Annotated in this window: 18 protein-coding genes; 10 read left to right on the top strand and 8 right to left on the bottom strand. The window is 49.5% G+C overall.

Annotation, left to right across the window (positions count from 1 at the left end):
• Positions 1-6: 6 nt before the first annotated feature.
• Together NSQ22_RS02865 and NSQ22_RS02870 are read right to left on the bottom strand one after the other, a co-directional pair.
• Positions 7-561: a GNAT family N-acetyltransferase gene (locus tag NSQ22_RS02865; RefSeq protein ID WP_008881568.1), complete on the bottom strand. Its 555-nt coding sequence runs from the start codon at positions 559-561 to the stop codon at positions 7-9.
• A gap of 251 nt (positions 562-812) precedes the next feature.
• Positions 813-1730 (bottom strand): TIGR01777 family oxidoreductase, encoded by a 918-nt coding sequence (locus tag NSQ22_RS02870; protein ID WP_008881567.1) that lies wholly within the window; start codon positions 1728-1730, stop codon positions 813-815.
• Positions 1731-1865: 135 nt separating this feature from the next.
• Between NSQ22_RS02870 and recX the strand changes: the two genes are divergently transcribed.
• Positions 1866-2675, top strand: coding sequence for a recombination regulator RecX (recX, locus tag NSQ22_RS02875; RefSeq protein ID WP_008881566.1), 810 nt, complete (start codon positions 1866-1868; stop codon positions 2673-2675).
• A 68-nt stretch (positions 2676-2743) separates the two neighbouring features.
• Complete coding sequence (locus tag NSQ22_RS02880) at positions 2744-3079, top strand: YfhH family protein (RefSeq protein WP_008881565.1); 336 nt, start codon at positions 2744-2746, stop codon at positions 3077-3079.
• 125 nt (positions 3080-3204) lie between these two features.
• On the opposite strand, the gene NSQ22_RS02885 is transcribed toward NSQ22_RS02880, so the two are convergent.
• From NSQ22_RS02885 to fdhF, 5 genes are all read right to left on the bottom strand, one after another.
• Complete coding sequence (locus NSQ22_RS02885) at positions 3205-3366, bottom strand: YpzG family protein (RefSeq protein ID WP_008881564.1); 162 nt, start codon at positions 3364-3366, stop codon at positions 3205-3207.
• Positions 3367-3440: 74 nt separating this feature from the next.
• Entirely contained in the window at positions 3441-3602 is a 162-nt protein-coding gene (locus tag NSQ22_RS02890) for a small, acid-soluble spore protein K (protein ID WP_008881563.1), read from the bottom strand.
• Between the two features lie 123 nt (positions 3603-3725).
• Entirely contained in the window at positions 3726-4706 is a 981-nt protein-coding gene (locus NSQ22_RS02895) for a metal-dependent hydrolase (RefSeq protein ID WP_339264151.1), read from the bottom strand.
• 350 nt (positions 4707-5056) lie between these two features.
• The gene (locus tag NSQ22_RS02900) at positions 5057-5545 is read right to left on the bottom strand and encodes a DUF1641 domain-containing protein (RefSeq protein ID WP_008881561.1); all 489 of its coding nucleotides are present in this window, start codon (positions 5543-5545) and stop codon (positions 5057-5059) included.
• Positions 5538-8501, bottom strand: a complete 2964-nt coding sequence (fdhF, locus tag NSQ22_RS02905; RefSeq protein ID WP_008881560.1) for a formate dehydrogenase subunit alpha — start codon at positions 8499-8501, stop codon at positions 5538-5540. Before fdhF ends, NSQ22_RS02900 begins: the two co-directional genes overlap by 8 nt.
• A gap of 258 nt (positions 8502-8759) precedes the next feature.
• Between fdhF and NSQ22_RS02910 the strand changes: the two genes are divergently transcribed.
• The 4 genes from NSQ22_RS02910 to mutY all read left to right on the top strand — a co-directional run bounded on the left by NSQ22_RS02910 (position 8760) and on the right by mutY (position 12998).
• A complete protein-coding gene (locus NSQ22_RS02910; RefSeq protein ID WP_029761750.1) occupies positions 8760-9107 on the top strand; it encodes a DUF2294 domain-containing protein in 348 nt (115 codons plus the stop codon).
• A 264-nt stretch (positions 9108-9371) separates the two neighbouring features.
• Entirely contained in the window at positions 9372-10163 is a 792-nt protein-coding gene (gene fdhD, locus NSQ22_RS02915; protein ID WP_029761751.1) for a formate dehydrogenase accessory sulfurtransferase FdhD, read from the top strand.
• Between the two features lie 16 nt (positions 10164-10179).
• A complete protein-coding gene (locus tag NSQ22_RS02920) occupies positions 10180-11457 on the top strand; it encodes an OFA family MFS transporter (RefSeq protein ID WP_029761752.1) in 1278 nt (425 codons plus the stop codon).
• Between the two features lie 440 nt (positions 11458-11897).
• The gene (mutY, locus tag NSQ22_RS02925; protein ID WP_029761753.1) at positions 11898-12998 is read left to right on the top strand and encodes an A/G-specific adenine glycosylase; all 1101 of its coding nucleotides are present in this window, start codon (positions 11898-11900) and stop codon (positions 12996-12998) included.
• Here mutY and NSQ22_RS02930 read toward each other — a convergent pair.
• Positions 12995-13219: a hypothetical protein gene (locus NSQ22_RS02930; RefSeq protein WP_008881554.1), complete on the bottom strand. Its 225-nt coding sequence runs from the start codon at positions 13217-13219 to the stop codon at positions 12995-12997. The two genes, mutY and NSQ22_RS02930, sit on opposite strands and share 4 nt — an antisense overlap.
• 60 nt (positions 13220-13279) lie before the next feature.
• On the opposite strand from NSQ22_RS02930, the gene fabL reads away from it, so the two are divergent.
• The 4 genes from fabL to NSQ22_RS02950 all read left to right on the top strand — a co-directional run bounded on the left by fabL (position 13280) and on the right by NSQ22_RS02950 (position 15378).
• A complete protein-coding gene (fabL, locus tag NSQ22_RS02935) occupies positions 13280-14029 on the top strand; it encodes an enoyl-[acyl-carrier-protein] reductase FabL (protein WP_008881553.1) in 750 nt (249 codons plus the stop codon).
• 58 nt (positions 14030-14087) lie between these two features.
• Positions 14088-14279, top strand: coding sequence for a gamma-type small acid-soluble spore protein (locus tag NSQ22_RS02940; RefSeq protein WP_008881552.1), 192 nt, complete (start codon positions 14088-14090; stop codon positions 14277-14279).
• 231 nt (positions 14280-14510) lie between these two features.
• The gene (locus NSQ22_RS02945) at positions 14511-14714 is read left to right on the top strand and encodes a YgaB family protein (protein ID WP_029761755.1); all 204 of its coding nucleotides are present in this window, start codon (positions 14511-14513) and stop codon (positions 14712-14714) included.
• Positions 14715-14844: 130 nt separating this feature from the next.
• Entirely contained in the window at positions 14845-15378 is a 534-nt protein-coding gene (locus NSQ22_RS02950) for a DUF402 domain-containing protein (protein ID WP_011886805.1), read from the top strand.
• Positions 15379-15433: the final 55 nt, after the last annotated feature.

The following is a 15433-nucleotide window of genomic DNA, read 5'->3' on the forward strand; positions in this document are numbered from 1 at the left end:
CCGTGTTTACGCTTCTTTCCGTTGTTCCTCTTCAAGCGTGAAGGAGGGATGGCGCATCGTATAAAGCGTGTAGTTGTCTTTCGTAATTTCATACAAATTGTACACATCCGCACCGATTTGTTCGAGCAGCGTCCGCCGCGTTTCATTGGCCGATGTCACATACGGTAGCTTTTCCACTGCCTTAATCGAGCGGACATTGACTTTACGGATGCGTAAAAATACTGTTTCGATGGAAAGTTCATAAAACAGTTCATGGAAAAATGCTTCTTTGGCGCGCCGGTTGTAGCCGAGTCCGTGGTATGGTTTGCCGAGCCATGTTCCTAAAAAACCGGCACCATCTTGTATATCAAAGAGGCTGATCGTGCCGATCGAGTTTCCCCATTCATCCAAAATCGTGCGTGAAATGACCTCTCCTCGTTCTTCGGCCTCAATGAGCTGTTTTGTCATAAACAAAAACTCTTCGTACGAGCTGGCTTTTTGGCGCACAAAAGGGAAGACGTCCGGGTGCACCATCAGCTCGTATAGCGCATGGCAGTCTTGCAACTCGCGTTTTTTCAGCATGGCCAATCCCTCCTTTTAAATGCCGAGGGCAGCCTCCCAACGCGAGTAGGACCCACCCTCGAAATTTTTTTATTAAAACTTCGTTAAAAAAATTTCGGGGTGGGAATCGAACCCACTAGAACCAGCGCGAGCGCTGGTGGCGCACCATTTGCCTTCCCCTTATTCCTGTTTGTATGCGATTATGAACAACAACTGTTCTGAAGTCTTCTTTATCATACACGATTAGATGGAAAAAAGAAATTGCTTTTTTGTTAATTTTTTTTGGATATTTTTTGTTCGTCTTGCGACAAAACTAAATCCTTGAGACAATCTTCTAACGTTGGAAATGAAAAGCGGAACCCGGCTTGCAGCAACTTTTCCGGGATGACGCGTTGTCCTTCCGTAATAAGCATGCTCATTTCACCGAGGAGGAGGCGAAGCGCTGCTGCAGGGACCGGAAGCCAGTGCGGACGGCGAAGCAGGCGGGAAACCGTACGGCCGAACTCATCCATTTGTACCGGATGAGGCGCCGTGAAGTTGACGGGCCCTGCCAGCTCATCATGTTCGATGATATAGGCGATTGCACGGGTGACGTCCTCAAGATGAATCCATGACAGCCACTGATGTCCGCTGCCGATCCGGCCGCCGATAAATAAACGATATGGTATGACCATCATCGGCAAGGCGCCACCGTGGCGAGCGAAGACAACACCAAACCGGGCATAAACGGTGCGGATGCCGCTCTGTTCGATTGGATGAGCCGCCGCTTCCCACGCTCGAACAGTTTTAGCGAGAAAATCAGCGCCATAATCGGTCGTCTGCTCGGTAAAGGTAGCGGAGTCGGAAGTGCCGTAAACACCGATGGCACTCGCGTTGATAAACAGTGACGGACGCTTAGATAGCGAGTGGATATAGTTGACCATTGCTTCGGTAGCTCGAAGACGGCTGTCAACAATCACAGTTTTTTGCTTCGTCGTCCAACGCTTTCGATTGAGCGGCTCGCCGGCCAAATTTAGCGCCACATCGATGGCGGTTGGTTTTTGGCTGTCGTTGAAGGAAAGATAATGAATGTTTCCTTCAGAAGGCTTGGGTGAGCGAGTGAAAATATAAACGTCATGCCCTTGTTTAGAAAAAGAGTGGGCGAGCGCCTGGCCGATTAGTCCAGTTCCACCATTTATGGCAATGCGCACAGTTCTTCCCTCCTTTTATTTTATGCATAAGGAAGCGGGAAATCATCGCATGCGGGTGACACGTTCCCTTCCCATTTCGCCGTTTATGTCGAGAATTCCTCTCTATGGTAAGATAAAGGAGAGGGGGAACGAGGCATGGGAACGATTGTTGACATTACGGTGACGAAAGAAAACGCTGAGCGGTTTTGGATCGTCATTCACCGCGACAACGAGTCAGCGTTAAAGCTGACAGTCGACCAAGACGTATTGCTTAAATTCCGTTTGAAAAAAGGGATGATCATCGACGATGCCCTTCTTCGTGATATCGTCTATGCCGATGGGATAAAAAAAGCGTACCAACAAGCGCTCTATTTTTTGGCGCATCGGATGCGATCGGAGCAAGAGATTGTTGAACACTTGAGAAAAAAAGGTGTTGTCGATCCGGTCATCGAAGAAGTGCTTGAAAAACTTCGCGCCGAGCGGTATGTCGATGATGAGGCGTTCGCTGCTGCTTATGTGCGTACGCAAAAGAACACATCTACCAAAGGACCGCGTCTCATTCAGGCTGAACTTGAGCGGCTCGGCGTACCTGCGAGTGTGATTGAACAAAGCTTAGTCGAATACTCGTTTAATGAACAAGTGATTGCAGCCCGCTCGCTTTACGAAAAGGCAAAAAAACAACGGCGGGCAGAGTCGGCGCGCGCTTTTTTGGAGCGAGTAAAGCAACAGTTGATGCGCAAAGGGTTTTCGCATGAAGTGATCGCTATCGTCCTAGCGGATGGGAGCGGCCATACCGAGGAGGAAGAGAGAGAAGCGCTACATGTTCAGGCAGAAAAGATTCGTCGCCGCTATGCGCATCACCCGCGCCCGCTTTATGAACAAAAAATGCGTCAAGCTCTTTACCGGAAAGGGTTTTCGCTTGCTTTGATCGACGAGTGGCTGCGCAGGCAAGATGACGATGGATGACCATCGCAACTAAAAACGGGAAAAGAAATGGTGCTGCCGGTTAAAAAAGAAAAAGGAGATGGCCAAAAATGCTCAAAGAGGAACAAAAACGATATAGTGAAATGACAAAAGAAGAATTACAGCAAGAAATCGCTGTCTTAACGGAAAAAGCTCGCAAGGCGGAACAGATGGGCATGGTGAACGAATATGCCGTTTATGAGCGGAAAATTGCTATGGCAAGAGCGTATATGATGAATCCAGCTGATTTTCAGCCTGGGGAGATATACGAGATTGAAGGGGCGCCAGGGGAGTATTTTAAAGTGCGATATTTAAAAGGGGTGTTTGCTTGGGGATGGCGGCTGAAAGGAAACGGAGAGGAGGAAGCGCTGCCGATCTCATTGCTGCGAAAGCCTAACTTGCCGTAAGTAAAAGCATGCAAGGGAGGCTTGACAATCGAAAACACGCCCCTTCCTCTATCTTTATCCGGTGAGCGGCACAGAGAGCCATTTGATGTTTGAAAGAAAACCTAGGGGATTGCCCCTAGGTTTTGTTACGACCGCTTGCGCGTTTCTCGCTCTAAAATGATCAAGTTAAGCGGTTGCCGCGTTTCACCGTTTACTTGCGCGTGGGCATGCTTGCGGTTAGCCCATGGCTGCGGGAACGGATTCGAATACAAGTTGTCATAAAACGCCTTGCGCCGATGGTGACCCATGACTGTTCACCTCGCTGCGGAATATGCTGGGGAACATGGCGGATAGCACCATGCTCCCACGTTTTTGCTCACTATTAAAAGAAGTCGCTTCGTTCACCTGAGGCGCGCATCCGTTCTTGCGGGTGGGTGTTGGTCGTACCGTCAGCCCGCTTTGATGCATACTCGGATTTGGCGCGTGGCTCTCCCTCAAACTTGTTGTTGTTTTGGTTTGGGAAGTTGTGCTCCTTATTCCGCACCGCACATTCCCCCTTAATGGAGTGCTCGTGTTGGGATGGCCAACACGTATTTTTATTATGGGATAATCGAGTGTGCTTATGTGTGCAAATTGTTGGGACAAACATGGGCGCTGGTGACCACTGTCAGTTTGGTGCGAGTTCGAGTTTTTTTCGTAGTCTTCCTTCGCTGAAAATCCATCCGGTGTATGAGCTGACAATGTTGAGGTTCCGGTCAAGCTGAACGACAGCGACGAACGAATAATATCCTTTACTCCGGTAGCGCAAGTCGGTAAAGCGTACTTCGTAATGGTCATCGTATTCGTTCATTTCCCAACGGTATACCGGGGAAAAGGATAAAAAAGCAGCAACATTTTCATCGCGTTTGGCCGCATTCATGACTGGGTGGTCTGGAAGCGGCCGCTTTTGGAAACGGGCGAGAATGAGAAGACGACCGCGTTTGATGCGGGCGACATAAAATTCGTCGCTCGTCGAAATGGCTAAGTGCCATTCACGGGGGCGCCACGTCGGTACGGTAATGATCTCGGTCACGCCATCGATCGTGGAGCGAACGAGCTGTTTTATGTTGGCCTGTTGGCGGAAGCGAAGCACGTAATATGCGGCGATGATTACATAGATGGTGAAAAATGTATAACCTGGGTGGGCGCCGAGAAGCAGTCCACCAATCCCGAGCAAATGGAGCACAAAAATGATCGGATCAAACGTATGAACGACGCCAAGAGCGATCCATTTTTTCGTAAACGGGCGCAACGCTTGTGTCCCGTAAGCATTAAAAATATCGACAAACACGTGAAAGGCAACGGCAATAAACGTCCAGAGCCAAACGCGGAACCAATCTGTCTCCGGATAGACGGCGGTCATCACGCCAACGATTAATAACGGCCAAAGAATGACGCTCGGAATCGAGTGGGTAATACCGCGATGGTTGCGAATATATTTGGCATTATTGTGCAATTTTAAAATCGTATCGATATCTGGCGCCTGTGAGCCGGCAAGCGTGCCGATCAACACAGCGCGCGATAAGAGCGGATCGTGGGCGATGGCGGGATCGAGCGAAGCAAGGCTGCCGAGCGCCACTCCCATTAAAACGTGTGTGCCTGTATCCAACGTCAAGGCACCTCCTTTATTAGCGTCGTTTGTTAGTATATCCCGCATGGAGCCCGGCCAATAACCGCTCCGTTTCAGAGCGGTTGGTCGGTGAGGTAAATAATAGTATCGGTAGTGTACCACATGATGCTGTCAGTCAGCGAGGGACAGAATGACTAAATCGGTGTCTATTTGTTGTTGGGGACATCTAGCAGGGAAGGAAAAAGGCTTGATCGGGGACGGTTTTACTCGAATAAAAAGCGCCCGCGCAATCGGCGGGACGCCTCATTCGTTTTGCTAGTCGCTTGGATTGCTGTCCATTTTTTTGAAAGTCTATTTGCTTGCTGCTATTTTGTCCGCTAACCAACTGGTTAGCTATCATTTCCAAGACGTTGGCCGATCGCCTTAAGTGCGGAAAGGAAAAATCGAACGGCGCGGTTGATATCCGGGTCGTTGAGCGCCTTAAACAAGTCGAACAGCCCGACTTTTGTCGGTTCGACAGAGGTCTGTTCGTACGCCTCGATAGCACCGGAGGCGATATGTTCAAGCAGTTTGGCTGTCCGTTCCGGATCAAGAGAAGAGGCGAGGCTGGCCCAGGCGAACGCGTGATTGACCATCGTTGTTACGGGTTTTTGATTGAGCTGGCCGACGACGATTTTTGCTACGTCTTCCCGCGCTTTTAATAAAGCGTTAGCTGCCTCAAGCAAACCGCTTTCGTGCAGCTGTTCGATGAACTCGAGGAGTTCGTGAACTGCTTCTTCACTGTCACCGACAGCCGCTTTTAGTTTCGTCAGCGCTTCGGCCCGTTTTTCCTCTTCGGTCATCTCATGTTTTTGAATGGTGGTAATCGGTTTAGCCACCGATTTTCACCTCCTTTTCCGCTTCCGTGAGCGGTACGTAATCGCGGCGTCGCCATTTTCGTTCGACCTCGACGCCGTTTTGCGGATGCCGCTTTTGAAAGCGTGGGTTTGTACGCGGCAGCGGCGTCTCTCCTGATCGTTCAAGCACTTCCATACGCACTCGGGCTTGCTTATACGCCGGTGTATTTGTGCGATGGTCGGTCTGTGGACCGGTTAAAATGTTAATAGCGCTCTCATTGGCGGTTGAATGCATCGGCAAGAACAGCTCATTGCCTCTGACCCGGTCGGTGACGAGCACGCGCACTTTGACACGGCCGTATGGTGAGATGAGCCGGACGAGCGCCCCGTCACTAATGCCGCGCTCTTTGGCGAGTTCTGGCGACACCTCAACGAAAATGTCCGGAAACTTGCGCTGGATGCCTTTTGATTTGTACGTCAAGTTTCCTTCGTGGAAATGCTCAAGCAGCCGGCCGTTGTTGACGAGCAAATCGTACTCTTCCGGGTATTGCACCGGTTCGACCCAGTCAGCTAGCGCAAAGCGAGCTTTGCCGTCCGGGAAGTTGAACCGCTCTTTGTACAAAAGTGGTGTGTCGGCGCCGTCATAGCTGCCCCAGCATAAGCTGTTCCAGCCTTCGAGCCGGTCATAATGCGCCTGCGAATAGAGTGGAGCCAAGCTGGCGATTTCGTCCATAATTTCGCTCGGACCGGCGTAATTCCAGTCGGCGCCAAGCCGTTTTGCGATTTCTTGAATGATCCACCAATCCGGTTTGGAGTCGCCAAGCGGCTCGAGCGCTTGGTAAAACCGTTGGATGCGGCGTTCGGTGTTTGTGAATGTTCCTTCCTTTTCTAAGCTCGGCGCTGCCGGCAAGATCACATCAGCAAATTGCGCCGTTTTTGATAAGAAAATGTCTTGGACGACGACAAAGTCGAGTTTCGCTAACGTGTCTTGCACGTGGTTGGCGTTACAGTCGACAAGCGCCATATCTTCACCGATGATATACATCGCTTTTAGATCACCGCGTTCAGCAGCTTCAATCATTTGAATGTTGTCAAGACCAGGTTTGGCATCGATGCGGACGCCGTACGCTTTTTCAAATTTCGTGCGCGCTGCGTCATCGGTCACATGTTGGTAGCCAGGCAGCCAGGAAGGGAGCGATCCCATGTCACAGGCGCCTTGGACGTTGTTATGGCCGCGCAATGGGAACGCACCGGCGCCCGGACGCCCGTAGTTTCCGGTTGCGAGCAGCAAGTTGGAAATCGCCGCCGATGTGTCGCTGCCGCCTGTATTTTGCGTCACGCCCATGCCCCAGAGGACGCATGTGCCGTCTGCTTTGTGAATCATTTCAGCAATGCGGATGAGATCGGTTTTGGCGATGCCGGTTATTTGTTCAGCATAATCGAGTGTGTATTTTTCTAGCAACTGTTTAAATTCATCAAAGAAATGGACGCGTTCGCGAATGAACGATTCATCATGCCAGCCTTGGTCAATGATATATTTCGTTACTGCCATGAGCCACACTTGGTCGGTGCCTTGTTTCGGACGGATGAACAAATCGGCACGCTCGGCCATTTCGTTGCGGCGCAAGTCCGCGACGATCAGTTTTTGACCGAACAGTTTATGCGCCCGTTTTACGCGAGTCGCAATGACGGGATGTCCCTCAGCGGGGTTGGCGCCGATGATGATAACCAAGCCGGCGGAAGCGATATCATAAATCGTGCCGGAATCGCCGCCCATGCCGACCGTGCGGAACAAGCCGTCAGTAGCTGGCGATTGGCAATAACGTGAACAATTGTCGACGTTGTTCGTTTCAAACACTTGCCGAGCCAGCTTTTGCATTAAATAGTTTTCTTCATTGGAAATTTTCGATGATGAAATAAAGCCGATGGCGTTGCCTCCGTATTGTTGCTTGATGGCGCCGAGCTTTTCTGCGACCAAGTCAAGCGCTTCCTCCCATGTCGATTCGACGAAAGTGTCCCCTTTACGGATGAGCGGTTTTGTTAAACGCTCTTCGCTGTTGATAAAATCCCAGCCGAATTTCCCTTTGACACACGTTGAAATGGCGTTGACAGGCGCTTCGGAAACAGGTTGGATTTTTAAAATCTTGCGTCCTTTTGTCCATACTTCAAACGAACAGCCAACACCGCAGAACGTACAAACCGTTTTCGTTTTTTTGATTCGCTGTTGGCGCATAGCGGCTTCAATTTCGGAAATGGCGAAGATACTCGTGTAATTCGGCTCAACTTCTTTGACAAAATCGATCATTGGTTTGAGCACATCTTGGTCTAAACCGGTCATAAATCCGGCTTCGCCGAGCATCGATTTTTCCATTAAAGCGTTGCACGGGCAGACGGTGACGCAGTGTCCACAGCTGACGCACGACGATTCGTTGATCGGCACGCCGCCATCCCAAACGACGCGCGGCCGTTCCGCTTCCCAGTCAATGGAGAGTGTTTCATTGACTTGTAAGTTTTGGCATGCCTCAACGCACTGCCCACAGGCGATGCATTGGTTCGGATCATAGCGGTAAAAGGGGTGTGACATATCTACCTCGGACGGGTCGACTTTCGGACGGTACGGATATGTTTGATGTTCAATTTGCATCATTTCCGCTGTGTTATGCAGCTTGCAGTTGCCATTGTTGTTGTCACATACCGTACAATACAAGAGATGGTTTTCCAAAAGGCGATCCATCGCTTCTTTTTGTGCCACTTTCGCCCGCGGTGAGCTAAGTTCGACGACCATTCCGTCTTCCACTAGCGTTGAGCAGGCGCGAAGAAGCGAGCCGTTAACTTCAGCGATGCACGTGTCGCACGTTTGAATAGCGCCAAGCTCCGGCGTGTAACAAACTTGCGGGTGAGGGAGACCGTGTTCATTGACAGTTTCTAAAATGGTCATCCCTTGTTTGACGTGATACGGGCGTCCATTGATGGTGACTGTTACCGTTCGTGTTTCCATCATCACTCCTCCTTTGCAAAATAAAAACTCCACCAGCGATGAGAAGCGTGTTTCATCGTGGTGGAGTAGTTCTTTAGCATGGCGATACTAAACAACCAATCCAATATTCACTAGATTCGTAGAAAAATAACAAGAGAAACCTTATTATTTTTCCACTATATACACATCTGTTATAGTTTATTATAGTATGGAGAAACATAGAACACAATGGATGAACAGGAAGTTTTTCAAACGTTGGCGAAAGGAGAGGGGATGGAGATGTCGAGAAAAGAAGCCGCGTTTAATGATATTGTGCGCAAAGTGCGTAAACAGTTGTTTGGCAAAGGACCGGAACGGATTAAAACGTATTTTGTCGACAACTTGGCGATCTCCATTTTGCATGGCAATTTAACGCCGACGGAAAAATTTATCGCCCGCACGCCGGAAGGGCGGGACATGGTGCATGCAGCAAGAACGAAAATGATTCAAGATGTGTATGCCCAACATGTGCCTGATGGTATGGAAGAACTTGCTGGATCGAAACTGCTTTACTTGTTCAGTGATATTAAAGTAGAAGAAGATATGGCCGTTTCCGTGTTTGTGTTTGAAAAACCGATTGAATTGTGACAAATTTGTGAACAATTTTGGTTGTGTTTCGCGATTGTTCATGGTATGCTTATGAATGTAAGTAATGTGAAAATAGGGAGAAGCCTTGTCGGCTAACGGGGGGTGTCCGGTTGGCAGAAAGGTTTCGAAAACGGATGTGCGTTGGTTTCGCTGCAGATCGTACTGGGTGTAAACTACCGCCGCCTTTCGTAAGCAGAAGGATGATTGACCTTCTGTATCGAAAGGCGGCGGTTTTATTTTGAACAAGGGAGGAGGGGGGACTTGTTGGACGGGTTTGTGGCCAAAAGACGGTATATCGTTAAATATCGAAATGGGCAGCTGGCCGAGGAAGAAGATGAGATCGCGCTCGAGTTTCCGCTGACGGTGGTAGTCAACGGGCAAGAGTTTGCGACAATCGTCTGCACACCGGGTCATATCAATGAACTTGTCATTGGTTTTCTGGCGTCAGAAGGAGTGATTCGTGTAATCGATGACATTAAGGCGATGACGATTGACGGGGAGCGGGGCTTCGTGTATGTGGAGCTCACCTCAGACGAGCTCCCGGCAAAACAGTTTTACGCGAAGCGATTCATCGGCTCGTGCTGTGGAAAAAGCCGGCAATTTTATTTTTACAATGATGCGAAAACCGCCAAAACGATTGTCGGCGGCATTACTGTCAAAGCGGATGATTGTGTGTGTTTAATGAAAACGTTACACGAACAGTCAATTGATTTTGCGGCAACCGGTGGCCTTCATAACGCTGCGCTTGCCACGCCGGATAGAATTGTCGTCATCCGCTCTGACATCGGCCGCCATAATGCGCTTGATAAATTGTACGGTTACTGCTTGCGCCATCAAGTGGCGATGAAAGACAAGCTTATTGTATTCAGCGGTCGCGTCTCGTCAGAAGTGCTCTTGAAGGCGGCGAAAATGGGCATAAGCATCCTGTTGTCGAAATCAGCGCCGACGACGCTAGCCTTAGATTTGGCGGAAGAACTTGGAATTACCGTTGTCGGTTTTTTACGTGGACAGGATTTTAATGTGTATACGCATGAGAAGCGTATTATTATCGAATGAAAGGGGAGAAAATGCCTTGAAAAACCGCTGGCTGATTGCTTTATCCGCTGTCGGCATCCATATCTCCATTGGATCGGTTTACGCATGGAGCAACTTTACGAATCCGTTGAAACAATTGTTTGGTTGGTCGGATCAAGAAGTCGCTCTCACATTCAGTATTGCGATCTTATTTTTAGGATTATCCGCCGCATTTCTCGGCCATTTTGTTGAAAAGCATGGACCACGGAAATCTGGACTATTGGCTGCCATCTTCTTTGGTCTCGGGGTGACTGGGTCCGGATTAGCGGTAGCACTTGGATCGAAGTACTTGCTGTATTTGTTTTACGGTGTGTTGGGAGGAATAGGGCTTGGTGTCGGTTACATTGCGCCCGTGTCGACGCTCGTCAAATGGTTTCCGGACCGTCGAGGGCTAGCGACAGGACTGGCGATTATGGGATTTGGGTTTGCCGCGGCAATCGCGAGTCCTGTGATGAATAGTTTGATTGATTCCGTTGGTGTACAAAATACGTTTTTTATTTTAGGTATCACGTATTTTGTCATTATGACGGTATCTTCCCTTTACTTAGAAAAACCGCCGGAAGGATGGCTGCCGGAAGGATTTCAAGAAAAAGTGAAGGCCGGAAAAGCCAAGCCTTCGCTTGACTTGGCGCAATTGACGGCCAATGAAGCTGTTAAAACAAGACGGTTTTGGTATTTGTGGTTTATGCTGTTTATTAACGTCACATGCGGCATTGCTGTTTTAGCGGTGGCCAAGCCGTTAGCGGTAGAAAGCATCGGCATCAGCCAAACGGCAGCGGCGGCACTGGTTGGCGCCATTGGGGTATTTAACGGGCTAGGGCGCATCGGTTGGGCGTCAGCTTCCGATTATATTGGGCGGCCGAATACATACACGACATTTTTCGTTTTGCAAATTTTGATTTTCTTCTTGTTGCCGAATGTATCCATTAAATGGCTGTTTGTTGTGATGCTGACGATTGTGTATACGTGTTATGGCGGCGGGTTCGCCTGTATTCCAGCATATATCGGTGATTTGTTCGGAACAAAACAGCTTGGCGCCATCCATGGTTATATTTTAACTGCTTGGGCAGCCGCCGGGTTGGTCGGACCCATGTTTGCGGCATATATTAAAGACACAACTGGCTCTTATGAAGGAAGTTTAGCCTTTTTTGGCGGATTGTTTGTCATCGCTCTCGTTTTGTCTTTGCTTGTTCGCATTGATATTCGTCAAATGCGTGCTCAATATGAACAGACAGCCTATGTTTCCACGACAAAAGAACAATCCCATCACGTATGAGTCAACTATTTTTCGGTGAAATCTAACGTAGATTCTTGATGAGAATCACGGACGTTTGTCTGTTGTGTTTGTGAGGAATGCCAGACAAAGCGTAGTAGGAAGGAAGCTACATTCCTATCAAAAGGACTCTCTCCCTGCTAGGATAGTGATTGATCCAAACAGCGGAGGGAGTCCTTCACTAGTTATAAACCTTTCATCCTGCAAAATGGTCTATGCTGTTTCCCCATTCTCATGTTGTCACGTTTTCAGCCTCTGTGTTTTTCCAACTGCCGATGCCGTGATGTGCATCGTTTTTACGTCATATCTTGAGCAAGATCTTCGTCTCTCCATGTTCTGTAGTGGATCACCCAGCCGTTTGTCTTCCTGCATGCTGCAAGTCATGTTGGGGGTTTTTTGGTATAATGGGATGGACAATAGACACCATGGGGGACATAATGAATATGACAACGTGGACAAAACGGTTTCCTGCCCGCGAGTTTCAGCGCGATTTGCTTGATTGGTTTGCCCGTGAGCGCCGCGATTTACCGTGGCGCCAAGACCGCGATCCGTATAAGGTTTGGGTATCGGAAGTCATGTTGCAGCAGACGCGCGTCGAGACAGTGATTCCGTATTTTGAAAAGTTTATCAGGCAATTTCCGACGCTAGAGGCGCTCGCTGACGCCGATGAAGACGAAGTGCTGAAAGCGTGGGAAGGGCTCGGCTATTACTCGCGTGTGCGCAACTTGCATGCAGCGGTAAAAGAAGTGAAAGAGCGCTACGGAGGAAAAGTGCCGGATAATCCGGATGAGTTTTCGAAGTTGAAAGGAGTCGGTCCGTATACGGTCGGGGCTGTATTGAGCCTCGCCTACGGCGTGCCAGAGCCAGCGGTCGATGGTAACGTCATGCGTGTGTTGTCTCGTTTGTTTTTGGTGACGGATGACATTGCTAAGGCGTCAACACGAAAGCGGTTTGAACAGATTGTCCGTGAAATTATGGCGTATGAACAGCCTGGGGCATTTAATGAAGCGTTGATTGAGCTGGGTGCTCTTGTTTGTACGCCGCGCCGCCCATCGTGCCTTCTTTGCCCGGTGCAAGCTCATTGCCGGGCGTTCGCGGAAGGGGTGCCAGAGGAACTGCCGGTGAAAACGAAAAAAACAGCGGTGAAACAAGTGCCCCTTGCGGTCGCGGTGCTGACTGACCAAGATGGGCGCATTCTGATTCGCAAACGTGATCATACCGGTCTGCTGGCAAACTTGTGGGAATTTCCAAGCTGTGAAATGAAGGGCGAAGGTGAGACAGAGAATTTGGAAAGGGCGTTTTTGAACGAGCAAGGTCTCGACGTCAAGCTTGGTGAACCTATCGCTTCGTTTGATCATGTTTTTTCCCACTTAGTTTGGAAGCTGACGGTGTTTTATGGACGATTGCTTGATGGCGAGCGGCTGGAGGAACCGTATCGATTGGTGTCAGAGAGGGAGCTAGAGACATACGCATTTCCTGTGTCACATCAGCGCGTTTGGCGGGAATATCAAGAGCACGCAGGCGAAGTGCGCCGCCTGCGTTAATCGGGAACTGGCATCGTGCCATGCGTGTACGTCGCTTCGCGGCGCCCAAGGCCGCCGCGCGCTTCAATTTCTTCAATAATTTCCCGATGAATCGTTTGCCCTTCGATGTTTAAATACGGAGCAATTTGCTGGAATGAATGGTGGAAATAAGCGAGTTCATCATCGGTCCATTCCGTTTTTGGAATCATTGACAGTTCAGTCATATCGCGGCCGACATACATAGGCTGCGCCTCCTTTGTTTGCGGAATTCGGCTATATTATACGTAAAGGAGTGGAAAAACATGAGTGGAAAAGTGGCGGTCGTTACGGGAAGCAGCCGCGGCATTGGTAAAGCGATTGCTTTGCGACTGGCGCAAGAAGGATATGATATTGTCGTTAATTATGCTCGCAGCAAAACAGCAGCTGAAGAAACAGCACGTGAAATCGAAGCGCTCGGCAGAAGAGCGCTTGTCGTCAAAGCGAACGTTGGCGACGTCGAGAAAATTCGTGACATGTTTGCCCATATAGACGAAGCGTTCGGGCGGGTCGATGTGCTGGTGAATAATGCCGCATCCGGCGTGTTGCGACCGGCGATGGAGCTGGAAGAAACGCATTGGAATTGGACAATGAATATCAACAGTAAGGCACTTTTATTTTGCGCCCAAGAAGCAGCAAAACGGATGGAAAAAGTCGGCGGTGGAAAAATCGTCAGCATCAGCTCACTCGGCTCGATCCGCTATTTGGAAAACTATACGGCTGTCGGCGTGTCGAAGGCGGCACTTGAGGCTCTTACGCGCTACTTGGCCGTCGAGCTGGCACCAAAAAATATCGCCGTCAACGCCGTTTCTGGCGGAGCGGTTGATACGGATGCGTTGAAACATTTCCCGAACCGCGATGAGCTACTCGCTGATGCGGCGGCGAACACCCCAGCCGGGCGCCCGGTGAAACCGGAAGATATCGTTAACGCCGTCTTGTTTTTGTTATCCGATGCGGCTGAAATGATTCGCGGACAGACGATCATTGTTGATGGTGGAAGATCTTTACTTTTATAATGTCGGCGGATAGAACGGCCACCTCCGGGGCATAGTAAGGTACGTGGAGGTGAGAGCAATGGCCAAACAACCGAACAAAACATCTGCTGGCACGAACATTCAAGAAGTAAGACAACAAAATGCACAATCGTCGCAAGCTGCTCAAGCTGGCCAATTCGGCACTGAGTTTGCGGCTGAGACGAATGTACAACATGTCAAACAACAAAATGCGCAAGCAGAAGCCCGCAAAGCACAAAACGCTAATCAGTAACCGATCATTATAAATGGCCGATGCCATCGAGCGCTAATGGCGGCGTATGTTGCCAAGAGAGCGCAGGCAAGAGGCCGGATAGGAAAGTCAAAAAGCGGAGGCAGTACGCCTCTGCTTTTTTGTCGACAAAAGCTGCTAAGGCTCTACATAATTAGCTAGAGGATTTGAAAGGCGGGTCGCGAAATGATAAAGCAGACGGCAGGACAAAGGGGAAGGGAGAATAGGAGGAGCATGGAACAGATTTGGGTGGATGAACGGGAAGAAACGTTATTTTTGTGGCATGAAATGGAGCGCTGTCAGGAGATTACCCGCCAGTTGGAGGAACTCGAACGCGAAGCGCCGACCATTGCTCTTCGTGAAGAAGTACGGCAAATGAAACAGCAAGTCGAAGCCATTCGCCGCGTGTTTGAGAGACAGATGTCATCTAGCGCTTGAAGCAGGCCGCATCCTTCAGCGCTGCACCGCTAGGCCGCTTTTGCTTCGGCAAGGCGGCTTTCTTTTCATTTGCGAAGTAAACAAGGTATAATGAAAAGAAGAAGCTCCCATCGGAAAGTAGGGAAGAGTGATGCCAGCATACCCACGGGAAGGGAAAATCATTCAAATCCATAGCTACAAACATAATGGGACGATCCATCGCATTTGGCAGGAAACGGTCGTGTTAAAAGGAACATCAGCGTATGTAATCGGCGGCAACGACAAAACGCTTGTCATGGAAGCGGACGGCCGGACGTGGGTGACACGCGAGCCGGCAATTTGTTTTTTTCACGCCAAGCATTGGTTTAACATTATCGCTATGATTCGCGAGGACGGAGTATATTATTATTGCAATTTAAGCTCCCCGTTTGTCTGGGATGACGAGGCGCTGAAATATATCGATTACGATTTGGATATTAAAGTGTTTCCTGATATGACGTACATGCTTCTTGATGAAGACGAATACGAGCGGCATCGCCGCGAGATGAACTACCCGGATGTGATTGACCGTATTTTAAAAAATAACGTCCAGAAGCTCATTGGTTGGATCCAAGAGCGGAAAGGACCGTTCGCGCCCGAGTTTATTGACAAATGGTACGGAGTGTTTCAGGCGTACCAAAAATAGCGGCATGAAAAAAGCCTGTTCGGCACCGCTGACAGGTTTTTTCTGCTTTTTCAGG

This window comes from Geobacillus sp. FSL K6-3411 (assembly GCF_037965715.1).
GTDB classification, from domain to species: domain Bacteria; phylum Bacillota; class Bacilli; order Bacillales; family Anoxybacillaceae; genus Geobacillus; species Geobacillus thermodenitrificans.